Origin of the sequence: Rothia koreensis, assembly GCF_052232265.1 — a bacterium.
Classification (GTDB): domain Bacteria; phylum Actinomycetota; class Actinomycetes; order Actinomycetales; family Micrococcaceae; genus Rothia; species Rothia koreensis.
The window spans coordinates 2,085,487-2,101,840 of the sequence record NZ_CP197643.1; the positions used below are offsets into that span (position 1 = coordinate 2,085,487).

General features: G+C 61.7%; 17 protein-coding genes. 11 read left to right on the forward strand and 6 right to left on the reverse strand.

Annotation, left to right across the window (positions count from 1 at the left end):
• Positions 1–24: 24 nt before the first annotated feature.
• Complete coding sequence (locus ACTSLZ_RS09200; protein ID WP_179628043.1) at positions 25–1,335, reverse strand: ISL3 family transposase; 1,311 nt, start codon at positions 1,333–1,335, stop codon at positions 25–27.
• 709 nt (positions 1,336–2,044) lie between these two features.
• On the opposite strand from ACTSLZ_RS09200, the gene ACTSLZ_RS09205 reads away from it, so the two are divergent.
• On the forward strand, positions 2,045–3,355 hold the full coding sequence (locus ACTSLZ_RS09205; RefSeq protein ID WP_179628043.1) for an ISL3 family transposase: 1,311 nt from the start codon (positions 2,045–2,047) through the stop codon (positions 3,353–3,355).
• Here ACTSLZ_RS09205 and ACTSLZ_RS09210 read toward each other — a convergent pair.
• Together ACTSLZ_RS09210 and ACTSLZ_RS09215 are read right to left on the reverse strand one after the other, a co-directional pair.
• A complete protein-coding gene (locus ACTSLZ_RS09210; RefSeq protein ID WP_443094803.1) occupies positions 3,335–3,778 on the reverse strand; it encodes a hypothetical protein in 444 nt (147 codons plus the stop codon). The two genes, ACTSLZ_RS09205 and ACTSLZ_RS09210, sit on opposite strands and share 21 nt — an antisense overlap.
• Positions 3,779–4,044: 266 nt before the next feature.
• Entirely contained in the window at positions 4,045–4,782 is a 738-nt protein-coding gene (locus ACTSLZ_RS09215; RefSeq protein WP_443094804.1) for a ZIP family metal transporter, read from the reverse strand.
• Between the two features lie 248 nt (positions 4,783–5,030).
• On the opposite strand from ACTSLZ_RS09215, the gene ACTSLZ_RS09220 reads away from it, so the two are divergent.
• The 4 genes from ACTSLZ_RS09220 (at position 5,031) to ACTSLZ_RS09235 (ending at position 9,588) form a co-directional block, all read left to right on the forward strand.
• On the forward strand, positions 5,031–6,050 hold the full coding sequence (locus tag ACTSLZ_RS09220) for an LCP family protein (RefSeq protein ID WP_443094805.1): 1,020 nt from the start codon (positions 5,031–5,033) through the stop codon (positions 6,048–6,050).
• Between the two features lie 215 nt (positions 6,051–6,265).
• Positions 6,266–6,511: a hypothetical protein gene (locus tag ACTSLZ_RS09225; RefSeq protein ID WP_443094806.1), complete on the forward strand. Its 246-nt coding sequence runs from the start codon at positions 6,266–6,268 to the stop codon at positions 6,509–6,511.
• On the forward strand, positions 6,508–7,971 hold the full coding sequence (locus ACTSLZ_RS09230) for a sodium:solute symporter family protein (protein ID WP_443094807.1): 1,464 nt from the start codon (positions 6,508–6,510) through the stop codon (positions 7,969–7,971). Before ACTSLZ_RS09225 ends, ACTSLZ_RS09230 begins: the two co-directional genes overlap by 4 nt.
• The gene (locus ACTSLZ_RS09235) at positions 7,972–9,588 is read left to right on the forward strand and encodes an amidohydrolase (RefSeq protein WP_443094808.1); all 1,617 of its coding nucleotides are present in this window, start codon (positions 7,972–7,974) and stop codon (positions 9,586–9,588) included.
• A 31-nt stretch (positions 9,589–9,619) separates the two neighbouring features.
• On the opposite strand, the gene ACTSLZ_RS09240 is transcribed toward ACTSLZ_RS09235, so the two are convergent.
• The gene (locus ACTSLZ_RS09240) at positions 9,620–10,108 is read right to left on the reverse strand and encodes an ASCH domain-containing protein (RefSeq protein WP_443094809.1); all 489 of its coding nucleotides are present in this window, start codon (positions 10,106–10,108) and stop codon (positions 9,620–9,622) included.
• A 115-nt stretch (positions 10,109–10,223) separates the two neighbouring features.
• Here ACTSLZ_RS09240 and ACTSLZ_RS09245 point away from each other — a divergent pair, with 115 nt between their 5' ends.
• Entirely contained in the window at positions 10,224–11,201 is a 978-nt protein-coding gene (locus tag ACTSLZ_RS09245) for a glycosyltransferase family 2 protein (protein WP_443094810.1), read from the forward strand.
• 78 nt (positions 11,202–11,279) lie between these two features.
• Here the strand turns inward: ACTSLZ_RS09245 and ACTSLZ_RS09250 are convergent, their stop codons facing one another.
• Together ACTSLZ_RS09250 and ACTSLZ_RS09255 are read right to left on the reverse strand one after the other, a co-directional pair.
• Complete coding sequence (locus ACTSLZ_RS09250) at positions 11,280–11,537, reverse strand: hypothetical protein (protein WP_443094811.1); 258 nt, start codon at positions 11,535–11,537, stop codon at positions 11,280–11,282.
• Positions 11,538–11,546: 9 nt separating this feature from the next.
• Positions 11,547–12,077, reverse strand: a complete 531-nt coding sequence (locus ACTSLZ_RS09255) for a RelA/SpoT domain-containing protein (RefSeq protein ID WP_443096124.1) — start codon at positions 12,075–12,077, stop codon at positions 11,547–11,549.
• Positions 12,078–12,139: 62 nt separating this feature from the next.
• On the opposite strand from ACTSLZ_RS09255, the gene ACTSLZ_RS09260 reads away from it, so the two are divergent.
• From ACTSLZ_RS09260 to ACTSLZ_RS09280, 5 genes are all read left to right on the forward strand, one after another.
• A complete protein-coding gene (locus tag ACTSLZ_RS09260; RefSeq protein WP_179628043.1) occupies positions 12,140–13,450 on the forward strand; it encodes an ISL3 family transposase in 1,311 nt (436 codons plus the stop codon).
• 363 nt (positions 13,451–13,813) lie between these two features.
• On the forward strand, positions 13,814–14,077 hold the full coding sequence (locus ACTSLZ_RS09265; protein WP_443094812.1) for a hypothetical protein: 264 nt from the start codon (positions 13,814–13,816) through the stop codon (positions 14,075–14,077).
• Between the two features lie 218 nt (positions 14,078–14,295).
• Positions 14,296–14,979, forward strand: coding sequence for an Ltp family lipoprotein (locus ACTSLZ_RS09270; protein WP_443094813.1), 684 nt, complete (start codon positions 14,296–14,298; stop codon positions 14,977–14,979).
• A gap of 430 nt (positions 14,980–15,409) precedes the next feature.
• Positions 15,410–15,643: a hypothetical protein gene (locus ACTSLZ_RS09275; RefSeq protein ID WP_443094814.1), complete on the forward strand. Its 234-nt coding sequence runs from the start codon at positions 15,410–15,412 to the stop codon at positions 15,641–15,643.
• A gap of 65 nt (positions 15,644–15,708) precedes the next feature.
• Positions 15,709–16,305 (forward strand): Ltp family lipoprotein, encoded by a 597-nt coding sequence (locus ACTSLZ_RS09280; protein WP_443094815.1) that lies wholly within the window; start codon positions 15,709–15,711, stop codon positions 16,303–16,305.
• The last annotated feature ends 49 nt before the right edge of the window (positions 16,306–16,354 follow it).

Genomic DNA, 16,354 nt, shown 5'->3' on the forward strand with positions numbered 1-16,354 from the left:
ACACGAAGCCCTCGTTTTGCGGGCTCATCGCATTTGAGGGTGTAGGTGGTTCCTGAAGCCGCCGGTGTCGAGCAGCGATCGGGCTATGTAGTTCGTGAGGTTCCGGAATCCGAGGGCGGAGCCGCGGAGGTGTTCCAGGCGCCCGTTGATCGCCTCTGTTGGCCCGTTGGACGTGCCGGGCCGGTCGAAGAACGCGAGGATGTCGGCGGCGCGCTGCTTGAGCGTGCGGCCGAGCTTGCGGACCTCCACGAGCGCGGCGGGGACGCCGCTGGAGACGGAATCGATGACGGCTGTCATCAGCTTCTTCGCCGTCTTCCGATCGGGTTCGCGGTAGGCAGCGATCACGCGCTGGTAGATGCCCCAGGTCGCCTCGACCTCGACGTGCTCGGAGACCGCGAACAGTGCCTCGAGACGGGTCTGCTGCCGGTCAGTGAGCAGCTGCGCGCCGGTGTGGAGGATGCGGCGGGCCTTGTAGAGCGGATCGTTTTTGCGGCCCCGCCGGCCGTGCAGGCACTGCTGGACGCGACGACGGCAGGTGTCGAGGGCGTCGCCGGCGAGGCGGACGACGTGGAACGGGTCCATCACCGCCTGCGCGTCCGGGAGCTCCTCGCTGACGGCGGTCTTGAAGCCGGTGAACCCGTCCATCGCGACGACCTCGACACCATCGCGCCAGTCCTGCGGGCGTGCGGCGAGCCAGGTCTTGAACACGGCTTTCGAGCGACCCTCGATCATGTCCAGCAGACGGGCGGGGCCGGTCTTGTCGCGGTTCGGGGTGAGGTCGATGATGACGGTGACGTACTTGTCGCCGACTCTCGTGTGGCGCCAGACGTGCTCGTCGACGCCGATCACGGCGACGCCGTCGAACCGGGCGGGATCGTCGATCAGCACTCGACGCCCTTCAGCGAGGACCGCGTTGTTCGCCGTGTGCCAACCGACACCGAGTCCGGCGGCGACGCGGGCGACGGTGAGGTGGTCGATCACGAGCGCTTCCAACGCCCACCGCATCCCGCTACGGGACAGCTTGGCTCGCTCGGGCGCCGCTGCCGTGAGGTCCTCACGCCAGGACCGTCCGCATCCCGAGCACTTGTAGCGGCGGACCCGGACCAGCAGCGTCGTCGGGCGATGACCGAACGGCTCGTGGGCGAGACGCCGCGTGTCCGTCCCGCGCGAGAGCGCCTGGCTACCGCATCCCCGGCACCACGGATCCGGCTCGGCGACGCGGCACTCGATCACCGCGCGATCCGGCTCAAAAAGCTGACCGGTGGCCACGAGGCCGAGCTCGTCGAGATGGCAGAACACGGTCAGATCAGGGGTCGCGAAGGTAGCGTGGTGCACGTCGAGGTCTTCCGGCAGATGGTCAGTGTGAGAACTTCCATCATCGGAAGGCCTCGACCCTCATCCGGCGACCGACGCGCTCAGCCACCTACCCCCTCAACTGCGAAGAGCCGTTTTGCGATGGGTTTGCAATATATTCAATTTTTCAAATAGAATTTCACAAGTTCGCCTGAACGGGAGTCGCATGACACGCCTTCAGGCGGCAACAGTGCGCGCTTTTTTGTGTTTTGCGTCACACATTGGCTTGGGTCGAGGCAATCGATAGCATCGCTTGTTACCCATGAGAATGACCGACTGGCCGCTAGAAGAATTTCAACTCCTCGTTGACCTGCAGAAATGCGCTCGTCCGGCCTAACGCGAAGCTGGTTGATGCAATTCCTTAATCCTGAAATGTGCACATTTTCATGGCTACGCTATTTTCTTGTGACGCTTGGCTTCCGAAACTAGAATCCTTGACGTCACACACCCACGGTCATTGAGGAAGCTATGGAAACGGTCAACAAAAACACGTTGTCACGTCGAACCTTGGCAAAAGGCGCCCTGTGGTCCGCCCCGGTGCTTGCCGCCTCGTCGACAGTGCCTGCCCTCGCCATATCAGGCTCTTCGCAGTTGAGGGGGTAGGTGGCTGAGCGCGTCGGTCGCCGGATGAGGGTCGAGGCCTTCCGATGATGGAAGTTCTCACACTGACCATCTGCCGGAAGACCTCGACGTGCACCACGCTACCTTCGCGACCCCTGATCTGACCGTGTTCTGCCATCTCGACGAGCTCGGCCTCGTGGCCACCGGTCAGCTTTTTGAGCCGGATCGCGCGGTGATCGAGTGCCGCGTCGCCGAGCCGGATCCGTGGTGCCGGGGATGCGGTAGCCAGGCGCTCTCGCGCGGGACGGACACGCGGCGTCTCGCCCACGAGCCGTTCGGTCATCGCCCGACGACGCTGCTGGTCCGGGTCCGCCGCTACAAGTGCTCGGGATGCGGACGGTCCTGGCGTGAGGACCTCACGGCAGCGGCGCCCGAGCGAGCCAAGCTGTCCCGTAGCGGGATGCGGTGGGCGTTGGAAGCGCTCGTGATCGACCACCTCACCGTCGCCCGCGTCGCCGCCGGACTCGGTGTCGGTTGGCACACGGCGAACAACGCGGTCCTCGCTGAAGGGCGTCGAGTGCTGATCGACGATCCCGCCCGGTTCGACGGCGTCGCCGTGATCGGCGTCGACGAGCACGTCTGGCGCCACACGAGAGTCGGCGACAAGTACGTCACCGTCATCATCGACCTCACCCCGAACCGCGACAAGACCGGCCCCGCCCGTCTGCTGGACATGATCGAGGGTCGCTCGAAAGCCGTGTTCAAGACCTGGCTCGCCGCACGCCCGCAGGACTGGCGCGATGGTGTCGAGGTCGTCGCGATGGACGGGTTCACCGGCTTCAAGACCGCCGTCAGCGAGGAGCTCCCGGACGCGCAGGCGGTGATGGACCCGTTCCACGTCGTCCGCCTCGCCGGCGACGCCCTCGACACCTGCCGTCGTCGCGTCCAGCAGTGCCTGCACGGCCGGCGGGGCCGCAAAAACGATCCGCTCTACAAGGCCCGCCGCATCCTCCACACCGGCGCGCAGCTGCTCACTGACCGGCAGCAGACCCGTCTCGAGGCACTGTTCGCGGTCTCCGAGCACGTCGAGGTCGAGGCGACCTGGGGCATCTACCAGCGCGTGATCGCTGCCTACCGCGAACCCGATCGGAAGACGGCGAAGAAGCTGATGACAGCCGTCATCGATTCCGTCTCCAGCGGCGTCCCCGCCGCGCTCGTGGAGGTCCGCAAGCTCGGCCGCACGCTCAAGCAGCGCGCCGCCGACATCCTCGCGTTCTTCGACCGGCCCGGCACGTCCAACGGGCCAACAGAGGCGATCAACGGGCGCCTGGAACACCTCCGCGGCTCCGCCCTCGGATTCCGGAACCTCACGAACTACATAGCCCGATCGCTGCTCGACACCGGCGGCTTCAGGAACCACCTACACCCTCAAATGCGATGAGCCCGTTTCACTGTAGTTGAGTGAATTGCCATCTTTGTCGAAGAGGGCAGTGAAGTTGCTCGTCGTTGTGTAGTCACCATTGGTCGGCACCGTGACGGATGTAAACGTCTGGTCGCCGGAAGTTACTTTGTAGACTTTCGTCCTGTTGAAGTCCAAAGATGATGACCCTGCGTGGCTGGTGTAAGTCCCGTCATTCATACCTGCTACCACCTTGTCGGTCAGGTTCTTGGGTTCGTTACCACTGAGCAGGTTCATGTCTGTCGATCCCTGCTGGGTGGAGGATGTGTTTGCTACGGAGCAGGTTCCCCCATTGTCTGGGCTGGACTGGGTTGCGTGGGCGGGGGCAGTCGCTAGCCCCAGGCTGGAGACGGCCAACGTTGCTGCAATGGCTGTTGCGGTGATTCTGCCGCTTTTCGTGTTCACTAGTCCTCCCGGGTCAAGTTTACTGTCCAACAAATCGAACCGTAGCATCTGTCACAGAAAAGCGACTAGGAAGAGATTGAATCGTTATAAAATTGTTATATATGAAGAACAAAATGGGGATTTTGTTTACTGGCTTGTGACTTACCGATGGATTTTCAGGTCATTTATTTGAGCCTCAGAATCGACCGAAGACAGGCTCAGGGCTTCGGCCGGGAGCTACGACCGTCCCCCTGGCCCCGACGAAGCATCGTGGCCAGTACGGCGTCCTAGTGGGCCACCGTCATGATGGCGCCCATGAAGACGACGCCGCCGAGGGTGGCCCCCAGCGTCCCCCACGCGGGGTGGTCGGCGTGGGCTTCGGGCAGGATGTGGCTCGTGGCGATGTGGAGCAGGAATCCGGCGAAATAGGCGAGGTACAAAGCAATAGCAGACGGGCTGAGATGCAGTGCCGACCCGACCACGGCGCCGACGATCGGAGCCAGTGCGTCGAGGACCAGCACGACGACGGCGCGCCGCCGGCCGTTGCCGAACATGGCCGTGAGCGTGAAGGTGTTGAACCCGTCGGCGAAGTCGTGGGCCAGGACGGCGATCCCTACCGTGACGGCCAGCCCCGCTCCTGCCGTCAGGCTGACGCCGAGGCTGAGCCCGTCCATGAAGCTGTGGGCAACCAGCGCGCCGCCCGCGAGCAGCCCCAAGGGTTTCAAGGAGTGACTATGCCGGGCGTAATGCTCCTCATTGGCGCTGTGCATTTCGAGGGATTTTTCCACCACGTGAATGGTCATGAATCCGGCGAGAAAGAGCACCATGACCCATGGGATTCCGAAAAGCTCTTGGGTGTTCCCCTCGAAGGCTTCCGGCAGGAGATCGAAGGCCACGACGCCCAGGATCACGCCTCCTGCGGCGCCCAGGACCAGGTGCTTCCTGTCCTGGACCCGTATGGCGACCAGCCCGCCAATGAGAGTTGCTGCGGCTGCGCTGGCGCCCAGCAAGAGTGCGATCGCCATTCCTGTCCTCCATTCGCGACTCGACCCATGCAACACCTCCCTCCACACGGTGAGCAACTCGACGCCCCATTTTTCTCGACGAGCATGATCTGCCGAACACGGTTTGTCCCTGACAACCTTCGGGGGAACGTCGACGCTTTTTCCACGCTTTCCCCAGCAACGTTGGATTGAATTCGATATGCAGGACGCAGCGTCCCCCGCGCTCTCCGCTCCCCCGCTTTCCTTTCTTCTCACCGCAAGGATTGCCTATGTCCTACGGCCACCAGAACAGCCAGCACGAATTCCCGACCGAGAGCCTCCCGGTGGCTCCCCCGCCCGCGCGACGTCCGTGGTACGCCAGAAAAGGCTTCAGGATCGCGGCCGCAACCACGGCGATCACGGTCACGGCCGCGACGATTGCCGGCATCGGCGTCGTTCATCACCTCTCCAACAACGTCCGGTCGACCGCCGTGGATGGGCTGAATTCCTCACCGGATATGGACGGTCCATTGAACATCCTGGTCGTGGGCTCGGATGAGAGAGACGGATCGATCGAGGCGGGCGACGCCGAGGGCCGCCGCAGCGACTCGATGATGGTGGTCCATCTCAATGCGGCCCACGACAAGGCCACGGGTGTTCAGATCCCTCGTGACACGATGGTCACCCCGCCCAAGGGGTCCGCGGAGTACTCGTCGAACCCCAACCAGCCCATACAGATCAATTCTCTGCTCGAAGAAGGTGATTCCCAGTTGGTCGCGGCGGTCAGCGACCTGACGGGCATGAAACTCGACCACTACGTCGACGTCAGTTTCGGAGGATTCATATCGATCGTCGATTCCCTCGGAGGCATCGACATGTGCCTGCCGGAAGCGCTCAACGACCCCGATGCCAACCTCAAGGTGCAGGCCGGCTGCCATACCCTGCACGGGAAGGATGCCCTGGCCATGGCCCGTACCCGGCACGCCATCGGCGACGGGAGCGACCTTGCCCGCATCGGGCATCAGCAAAGCGTCATGAAAGCGATTCTGAAAAAGGCCGACAAGGATTCTGTCCTGAGCGATCCGATGAAAATGTTCGACATCTTGGACAAGGCGTCCTCCGCGATAACGGTCGACGACGGTCTCAAGAATCCTTCCGACCTGACGGCGCTCCTTCATGCCTTCGCGACCGTGGAACGCGACCACGTCGACTTCGAGCAGTTGCCCGTCGTCCCCTATCCGTGGGATAGCAACAGGGTCGAGCTGTCCGACGAAGGCGCTGCACTGCTGAAAACCCTTCAGCACAGCTGACCGACAACAGACTACGCGCGGCGGAGTCACTCCGCGTGTCCCTCCCCGACCGCCCCTCCCAGATCACCCCTCCCAGGCCGTCCGCCCGCGCACTATCACGGTGCGCGGGCTTCCGCGCGCATTGTGATCGTACGGTCAGCGAAAAAGTATCTCGCCTTGTGCCGCAGTGCGACAGGGCATAGAACTGTGATCAGGCCTACATCCAAGGAGGGGCAATGATTCCCAGAATGGCGAGCGTGACGATCGCGCTCATCGTGCCAGGGATCCTTCTGATCACAGGGATTCTGCTTCTCGGCAGTTCACCCGCGAAGTTCCTCGGAATACCCGCGGTCCTGGCATTCATGTTTGCGATGTTTCCGTTCATGAGCCTGGCCATGTGGATCAGTTGGCGGCTCTTCGACAAGGACGCCGACTACCAGCTCGACGACGTGGACGAGCAGACCGGAGAGATGCATTCATGACCATTGCGATGTTTATCCTGGTCCTGCTGGTCGCCGTCGGTCTCGGTCTGTATTCACGAGTCGGCGCCGGCTCCTCGACCTCGGACTTCATGGTCGGCGGTCGAAGCTTCGGCTCCATCGTCATCTTCATCATGGTCGTGGGCGAGGTCTATTCGATCGGCACGATCATCGGATTTCCCGGGGGCGTCTACGCAGACGGTGTGATGTACTCCGTCTGGTTCATGGGATACATCCTGTTGGGGTATCCCATCGGCTACTTCCTCCTCCCCCTGCTGTGGAAGGCCGGCCGCAAATACGATGCGGTCAACCTGCCGGATATTTTGCGGGGTCACTTCAACTCGCGGACTTTGGAACTGACGGCCGCCGTGCTCGGTGTCGTGTTCATGGTCCCCTGGGCCCAATTGCAATTGACCGGCCTCGAAGTGGCCCTCAGCGGGCTCGGTCTGGGGCTGAGTCCCCTGGTGACGGTCCTGATCGGCGTCGGCATATCCCTGGTGTTCGTGCTGCTGTCCGGAATCAGGGCACCGGCCTACGTGAGTTTCCTGAAAGACTTCGCGCTGGTTTTCGTGATCGTCTTGGTCGCCGTCTTCGTCCTGAGCAAGGGGCCGAACGTCGCGACCATCGTCGCCGAAGCCGATCTGGGGTCCTCCCACAGCACGATCCCCGCCGGGCCGCCCATGATCAATACGATCTCGACGCTGCTGTTCCAGACTCTGGGCTTCTATATGTTCCCCTTCGTGGTCCAAGCCGTGGTCAGCGGAAAATCACCCGTGGGAATCAGGCGCAGTCAGATCGCCATGCCGCTGTACATGCTCATGTACCCGTTCCTGCTGTTGACCTCCTTCTTCGCGATCTCCGCGGCCCCCGGGCTGAGCGGGGCGGACACCAACCTGGCTTTCATCGAGGTCGCCCGACAGTTGCTGCCCGACTGGCTGCTGGGCCTGGTCGCCGGCGGCGCCGCGTTGTGCGCGATCGTCGTGCTTGCGGCATCAGCGCTTGTCATCGGCACGCTGGTATCGAGGAACATCGTCCCCCACGTCAGTGAGGCCAGGCAGAAGCCACTCACTCAGGCGGTCATCTTCGTGTATCTGGCCATCTCCATCGTGCTGACCCTCGCCGCTCCCTCGATCATGGGAACGCTGATCAACACCTCCTACTACGGAATCACCCAGTTCATTGTCCCCGTGGCGCTCATGATTTTCCCCGCCCGGGTCAGGCCGAGTGTTATCGCGCTCGGGCTCGCGGTCGGCTCGGTCGCGTCGATCGGTTTCTACGTCTCGGGTGCCACATTCGGCGGGGTCAAATATCGGAGTTCCCGCGCTGGCCGCCAACCTGCTGGTGATCCTCATCGGCAGGTTCGTGGCCCCGGCCCCCAAAGCTCTCCGGTCCATCGCACTGCGGGGAGGTACCAGCTCCCCGGATACGCGCACGACAAGCAAAAAAAAGTGAGGTCCTCCTGAATGCCAGCCACCACGTTCTTCAACGGAACCATCCGCACCGATGCCTGGAGCGAGCCGGTCGAGGCCTTGGCGGTGGACCAGGGCCGCGTGCTGTCGGCCGGTACTCTTGACGAGGCCCGGGCGGCCACCGGGTCCGGAGCCAGGCAGGTGGACCTCGAGGGCGCCGTCGTCGTCCCCGGTCTCATCGAGTCCCATGTCCACCCCATTTTCTTCGGCCTGACCCAGAACTGGACCGACTGCCGCAGCACGGGTGAATACTCCATCGCGGATCTCCAAGATGCCCTCCGTTCCGACCTGGCGTCCGTGTCGGACGGGCAGTGGTTGCGGGGATGGGGGTACGACAACACGCTGCTCACGGAAGGACGTCACCCGACCCGGGATGACCTGGACGCCGTGAGCGTGGACGTGCCCGTGGTCATCTCGCACATTTCGGCCCACTTCGTCGTGGCCAATTCGAAGGCCCTCGACCTGGCCGGCATTCACGAGGACCGTCCGGACCCGGCGAACGGCCACTTCATCCGTGATGAATCCGGAAGACTGACCGGTCTGATGTGGGAAATGGGAGCCGTGCACGCGGCGCTGGACGCGATGCCACAGCCCTCGGAATCCGACATAGAACAGGCGGCACGAGAAGCGGCCGACGTCGCCATCCGACGCGGCATGACCTCGATCCACGACCTCGCCGTCGGAATCATGGCGGGAGACGACGAACTCCGGACATGGCGGTCGCTGGCCGACCAGGGCAATATCCCGTTGAGGGTCACCGGATATATCAGGGCAGATCTCGCCCAGGAATACTTGAACGATTCACCCGACCTCTTCGCACAGCCCGCATCCGGAAACTACCGGGTCGCGGGCGCCAAGTTCTGGTCCGACGGCTCAATTCAGGGTCTCTCCGGAGCGCTCAAAGAACCGTATTCCTGCCTCGACACCGAATGCGGCGAGCTTCTCTATTCCCCCGAAGAGCTCGTGGATATTCTGCGGCACATCGACGACGCCGGGGGCCAATGCGCAGTCCATGCGAACGGCGACCTCGCCATTTCGACAGTGGCCCGCGCATTCGCAGCATTGCGCGAGACGTCGGGGCAGCAAGACCCCAGGCACCGGCTCGAACATCTTCAAATGGCGTCGGTCGAAGACATTTCTTCCCTGGTCGAATCTGATTCCGTTGCATCAATTTTTGCGAATCATATCTATTACTGGGGAGACCGTCATCGGGACCAATTCATCGACGCCGATCGGGCCTCCAGAATCGACCCGACGCGGGATGCGCAGAAGGGCGGGCTGCACTTCGGAATGCATTCCGACTGCCCGATCACGCCCATGGATGCCTTGTCGACGTTCCACACCGCGGTCACGCGACGGACCAGTGGCGGTTCCACCTTGGGCGAGGACCAGCGGATCGACCAGCGGGCGGCGCTGCATGCCTTGACCTCGGACAGCGCCTACCTGACCCACGACGAAGACCACCTGGGGACGCTCAGGGCCGGCATGGACGCCGACCTCACCGTGCTCGATCGCGACATCGTGGGATCCGCTGCCGAAGACACCGGAGACGTTTCGGCGCTGGCCACGGTGGTCGGAGGGCAATTCGTGTACAACGACGGCGGATTCTGAGGGGCCGCCGACTACGCCCGGCAATGCCCGGTCAGGCGCGAACGGCCGGATACACCACGCGGAAGCGTTCGCAGACCACCGGCATGTCCTCACGAAAGCCTCGGTCGTGGCTGGCGAACCGTTCGAAGAAATCGCGGTGCACGTCTCGCCAGAATGCCAGCGTGCGGTCCCCCTCTCCCTCCGCGAAGGCGTGGTCTTCGCCGACCAGTCCGAACGGCACGACGTCGACCCGGGTGGTTCTCAGCACCGCGCGGGCTGTGCCCGAACCGTCCAGGACGACGTCGTATTGGCCCATTCGCGGGAGGGATTCCTGGTCGGCCTCGTAGTCCCAGAGGGAGCTCGACGTACCCGTCTTGGTTCCCTCGAGCACCAGACGGAGCAGTTCGTCGGCTTGCTCAGCGGTGGCACCGAAGGCCCATACGTGCTCCCGACCGGGCGGCTCCTTCGGCAGGTCGGGAACCGTTCGCCGGACGTCCTCCCAGAACGGCGCGAGCCGGGGGTCACGTGGTTCCTTGGGCATGCTCATAGTGTAGCCGGACGCACGTGAAGAGCGATCGGCGTCACAATGGACCAGCCGTGGTCTCCTCCCACGTATAGTCGAATCACCGTCTAGAACCACGGGAGAACCACACATCATGTCACCTCGAACGAGTGTGATCATGCCTGCCTTCAACACGGCGGGCACGATCGAACGCGCCATCAAGAGTGTCACGGGCCAAACGGACCCGGACTTCGAACTGCTGATCGTCAATGACGCATCACCCGATGACCTCAAATTGGTGGTCGCCCAATACCTCGGGGACCATCCGGACCCCCGAATCCGCTACCTGGAGAATCAACAGCATCTCGGTCTGGCGGAGACCCGGAACCGTGGGCTCCGGGAGGCGGAGGGGCAATGGATTGCTTTTCTCGACTCGGACGACCAGTACACGCCGACGTTCCTGGAAACCATGCACAACGCGGTGACGCCGACGAGCGATGTGATCGTGTGCGCGCATTGCCTGCACCACGAATCGGGCGAGACCACGTATCGACGCCGGGGTGAACCGGGGACCTGCACCGGCCACGATGCGATGTTGCAGGTGCTGCGGGACGAAATGACTCCCTACGCCTGGGACAAGATCTATCGGGCAAGCCGCATTCGCGGCGTGACTTTTCCTCCGATCGGCAATATCAAGGACGAAGCGTTCACGGTCCCGGCCTTCAAGCGGGCACGCAGGGTGAAGGTTTTGCGCGATGCCCTGCACTGGTACTCGGTCGACGAATCGCCCGTCACATCATCAGCCTGTCCTCCCTTGGAGGACTGCTGGCGCCATGTCGAGCACCTCAAGATGACGACGAATGCACACCTGGGAACCGAGACGGAGAAGAACGCCCTCGCGGTCGCGTGGGTTCTGTGCTTCTTGAACGCCGCACAAACCGCCCTCAGGCTGCAGCCGGAGAACCTGCGCGGCTATGTGAAGGGTTGCCGGGAGGCCCTGCGGCTGCCCCTGGTGCTGAGGACGCTCAAGACGGCCCCGTTCTTCGGTGCCGCGGGCCTTCTCCTGCGCCTGTCCCCCTCCGCCTATCGCACGCTGTACGGCTCCTACGTCCAGCGGTCCCGGCGGGCCTGAATATGGCAGGCTCGGCGAAGCACCTGGTGCTGCGACGGCCATCGTGACCTTGGAGGGCTACAAGCTGACGGCAGAGGACTAGAAGTCGATAGACATGGCTTCGGCCATGAGATGCTTTGACATCCCGGTGAAGTAGTTCTGATGAGTTACCTTGACGGTTTCAAGGGAATCGGACCCCACCAGGACGATGTCGATTGCCGGATCAGTGGAGTACTTGCTCTCCGTCTCTGAGTATGCGGCCACTGCGTTGTCGCCGTCTCCAGCGAACTCCCGCAGGTCGATGAGCTCGTCGCGCCTGTGGTCAAAGACCAACAAGAAATGATTGATCTCGCTCATGATTGCTCCTTAGAAGAGAGGTTGCTGCGACCGTTCGTCTAGGATCGCTCGGACCTCGGGTAGTAGCTGATTGTATCTGTCCCTGACCGAAGGTTCTATGCGACTGCCTACTTCAAGGCAGCGGTATATCTCTGACGCGACTGCGAGGAAGCGTTGGACAATGTGGTCGCCGTCTTGTTTCAGGTTGATTCCGAGCTCTTTCGAGAACCCTTCCGCAGTCTCCGCCCAGCGGTGCATCATCTGGCTGCGTAGCTGGATCTCTATGGGTAGTGAATCGTTGCGCGACACCACCAGGTGGACTGCTCTGTAGCCTGAGTACCTCGGGGTTTCGATGTAATCTCTAGCCTTTACGAGCTTGTTCCTCGGGTCATCTCGGATGCGATCCTCGAGTTTTCTCACAGTTGCGATGTCCCCGACGATGACCCTACAACCGCCGATATCGTGAAGTCGTGATAGATCTGTGGTGGTTTCACGCTCTGTAAGTTTTTCCGGCTCTTCGCAGTTGAGGGGGTAGGTGGCTGAGCGCGTCGGTCGCCGGATGAGGGTCGAGGCCTTCCGATGATGGAAGTTCTCACACTGACCATCTGCCGGAAGACCTCGACGTGCACCACGCTACCTTCGCGACCCCTGATCTGACCGTGTTCTGCCATCTCGACGAGCTCGGCCTCGTGGCCACCGGTCAGCTTTTTGAGCCGGATCGCGCGGTGATCGAGTGCCGCGTCGCCGAGCCGGATCCGTGGTGCCGGGGATGCGGTAGCCAGGCGCTCTCGCGCGGGACGGACACGCGGCGTCTCGCCCACGAGCCGTTCGGTCATCGCCCGACGACGCTGCTGGTCCGGGTCCGCCGCTACAAGTGCTCGGGATGCGGACGGTCCTGGCGTGAGGACCTCACGGCAGCGGCGCCCGAGCGAGCCAAGCTGTCCCGTAGCGGGATGCGGTGGGCGTTGGAAGCGCTCGTGATCGACCACCTCACCGTCGCCCGCGTCGCCGCCGGACTCGGTGTCGGTTGGCACACGGCGAACAACGCGGTCCTCGCTGAAGGGCGTCGAGTGCTGATCGACGATCCCGCCCGGTTCGACGGCGTCGCCGTGATCGGCGTCGACGAGCACGTCTGGCGCCACACGAGAGTCGGCGACAAGTACGTCACCGTCATCATCGACCTCACCCCGAACCGCGACAAGACCGGCCCCGCCCGTCTGCTGGACATGATCGAGGGTCGCTCGAAAGCCGTGTTCAAGACCTGGCTCGCCGCACGCCCGCAGGACTGGCGCGATGGTGTCGAGGTCGTCGCGATGGACGGGTTCACCGGCTTCAAGACCGCCGTCAGCGAGGAGCTCCCGGACGCGCAGGCGGTGATGGACCCGTTCCACGTCGTCCGCCTCGCCGGCGACGCCCTCGACACCTGCCGTCGTCGCGTCCAGCAGTGCCTGCACGGCCGGCGGGGCCGCAAAAACGATCCGCTCTACAAGGCCCGCCGCATCCTCCACACCGGCGCGCAGCTGCTCACTGACCGGCAGCAGACCCGTCTCGAGGCACTGTTCGCGGTCTCCGAGCACGTCGAGGTCGAGGCGACCTGGGGCATCTACCAGCGCGTGATCGCTGCCTACCGCGAACCCGATCGGAAGACGGCGAAGAAGCTGATGACAGCCGTCATCGATTCCGTCTCCAGCGGCGTCCCCGCCGCGCTCGTGGAGGTCCGCAAGCTCGGCCGCACGCTCAAGCAGCGCGCCGCCGACATCCTCGCGTTCTTCGACCGGCCCGGCACGTCCAACGGGCCAACAGAGGCGATCAACGGGCGCCTGGAACACCTCCGCGGCTCCGCCCTCGGATTCCGGAACCTCACGAACTACATAGCCCGATCGCTGCTCGACACCGGCGGCTTCAGGAACCACCTACACCCTCAAATGCGATGAGCCGTTTTTCCAGAATCGTCGGTATCTTCTTCAACCGCTGGCTTACTTGACCGTCGATGCCCTCGCACATACCGTTGGCTGACCAAATTCTCCCGGTCCCTGTACTTGTCATGCCTATAGGTGGCCCAAGCACCCGCCTACTGTTGCCCACCCGGTTATGACCTCGCAGAACTCATGCGCGGGCGATTCGACGCCATCTACCCCGTCATCCGACACAAAATCGCCTTGCAGAGAACGTTCAAGGTGATGGCGTGGCGCCGCACAGCGACCGGACAGACCGGACGATGTGACCATTTGGAATCGCAAGAAGGGGAAGGTGAGCCGGCAAGATCCTCTCCGACTGACCCAGAAGGGACGCACAGCGTGAAAACCGCGCGCCGTGAAACTCACCCGATCGATATCGTGGCCGGCAAACAAAGAAAAACGAGCCTTGCGCAGTACGTTGTGTACCGTGCAAGGCTCGCTTTTTACCTGCTGGTGCCCAAGGTGGGACTCGAACCCACACTCCGTGAAGAACCGCATTTTGAGTGCTCCAGAGGGGGGTTTAGGGGTGTCGACTACCGTCCAAAACCCTTGCAAAATCAAGGTTTTTACTTACCACTGTTCACCCGTGTTCACGCCGCGTGACTAACTCGTGACTAACAATTAGTCACGCCCCTAAGCCGCGCAACGCCCGGTCCATCGCTTCCGCCGCCGCCTCGGATAATTCCGGCACCACATGCGAGTACGTGTTCATCGTCAACTGGATCGTCGAGTGCCCCAAAATCTCCATCCCCGGACACACTCATTCAAATTTGTGGCATATCATCATCTCTGCCCCACTCAACGACAGGCAGGAAGAAACCATGTCCGACAACCCACACGACCCGCAGAACCACCCTCATCCCAACCAACAGCAATGGCAACCACAACCCGGCAACGAGCAACCGCCCAAGAAGAAACGCAAGGGCCTGTTCGGGTGCCTCGGCTGCCTCGGCATCATCGTTGTCGTAATCATCATTGGCACCATCATCACCATGGCGAACAGTGGCGGCTCGAATGACAATTCGAACTCCAGCGGCACATCGCAGACAGCAGATGCAGCACCTGCCAAACCAGACTCACCCAAGAAGGAATCCAAGAAGGAATCCAAGACTGATGCAAACTCCCCGTCGTCGCAGGTAGTGGATGTGCCAGAGGCTCAGCAAGCCGCAGCCCCAAAGGGCAATCAGAGCGACGATGTGCCCAAAGAAGACAAGTCAGCCCTAAAGAGTGGCGAATCCTACGCCAAGACAATGCACATGTCCAAACAAGGCGTATACGACCAGCTAACATCCTCCTACGCCGACAAGTTTTCTCCCGAAGCAGCGCAGTACGCGATCGACAACCTGAATATCGACTGGAACAAGAACGCACTAGAAGCAGCCAAGAGCTACCAGGACACGATGCACATGTCGCCAGAAGCAATCCGAGGTCAACTGACGTCAGACGTCGGGGATAAGTTCACCCCTGAGGAAGCCGACTACGCAGTCCAACACTTGGGCGACTAACCCCGTCTAGACACGAACAAAGCCCCCCCCACCCACCGTATGGTGAGTGGGGGGTCCTTTGCGTCTCTGCAGCTTTTCGAGCAAGTCTAAGAGCGGCCGAGACGCACGCCCAGTCCAGTCTTTGAAGCCCCTGAGAACCACATGATCTGACAATCAGGGCCGCACTGCGTCTAGCCCAGTTAGCAACATGGGAGGATCGGCTAGACCGTACCCACCTTCGCCGAACCATCCAGGTTCGGGTCGGCCTGCAAAATGTCCCCGGCAACAGAAGCGTACCCTGGGGCCTGGCTGTGTCCCTGCTCAGACGAACAGCCCACTGATGGGTGGACATGGCGCTCAGCAAGTGAGACGAACTTCACATAATTCGACCTACTGAACCTGGCACCTGGACCATACAATCAAATTTGAAACTTCCAGATCAAGGATCATAATGAGCCAACCACCCAGCATCGAACCATGGAAATCCTCGCCTTCCACCATGGAACCGCAAGACCTCAGACCTTACCAAGATGACACTAACCAGAAATGGCAGACATGGCGATTACTCCTGCTTCTCATGGCCGTCACCACCCTCATCGTTGTCGCTGCAGGGTTCTTCGTCGCCGAGTTTTGTATCGGCTGGCTCAATCTCATAGGCAATGCCTCAGCTGGGCAACGCCATTGATGCCCCACCCCTCATCGTTCTAAGCGTGGAAGTTACTCGCCTGCCCCTAAATCGAGGATCATTTCGTGAGCAAGCTACATTTTCCCCCCATCAAAAACCAGAACGTGGACCAACCATGGCCCGGCGAGCGCACCCAATACCATCCCCCTAAGATTGGTCGGAGGCGACTCTATATCCAGCTGGTTTTTCTGGGCCTGACGGCCATTGTCGTCAGCACCGGGGTTATCGCCGCCAACGTCAAATCTGAGGGTACCGAGCAGCAAGCCCTTTCAGCCTCAACAGTAGCTGCATCAGCAACTGCCCCAGACCCCGATCTCGACCTTTCCGACGCCACAGCTGCTAACAACACGGGTAACGCCCCGCCCGAGGACACGTTAGCATTGAAAAAAGGTAAATGTTATTTAGAGACTTTACATATGTCCAGAAAAGGGTTGTTCAAGCAGCTAACATCTGATGTAGATAAATTTACACCTGAGGCAGCACAGTACGCCATCGACAATGTCGATAATACAGATTGGGATAAAGCTGCCTTGACGAAGGCCAAAAGTTATGTCAAAACGATGTCACTGTCTCCCGACGCAATACGTGGGCAACTCATCTCAGATGCCGAGGGCTTCTCCCCTGGCGAAGCCGACTACGCTATCCAGCACCTAAACGACTAAATCTAATCTCAAGACAAAGAAGCGCCTGCCCAAGATAGGGTAGGTGCTT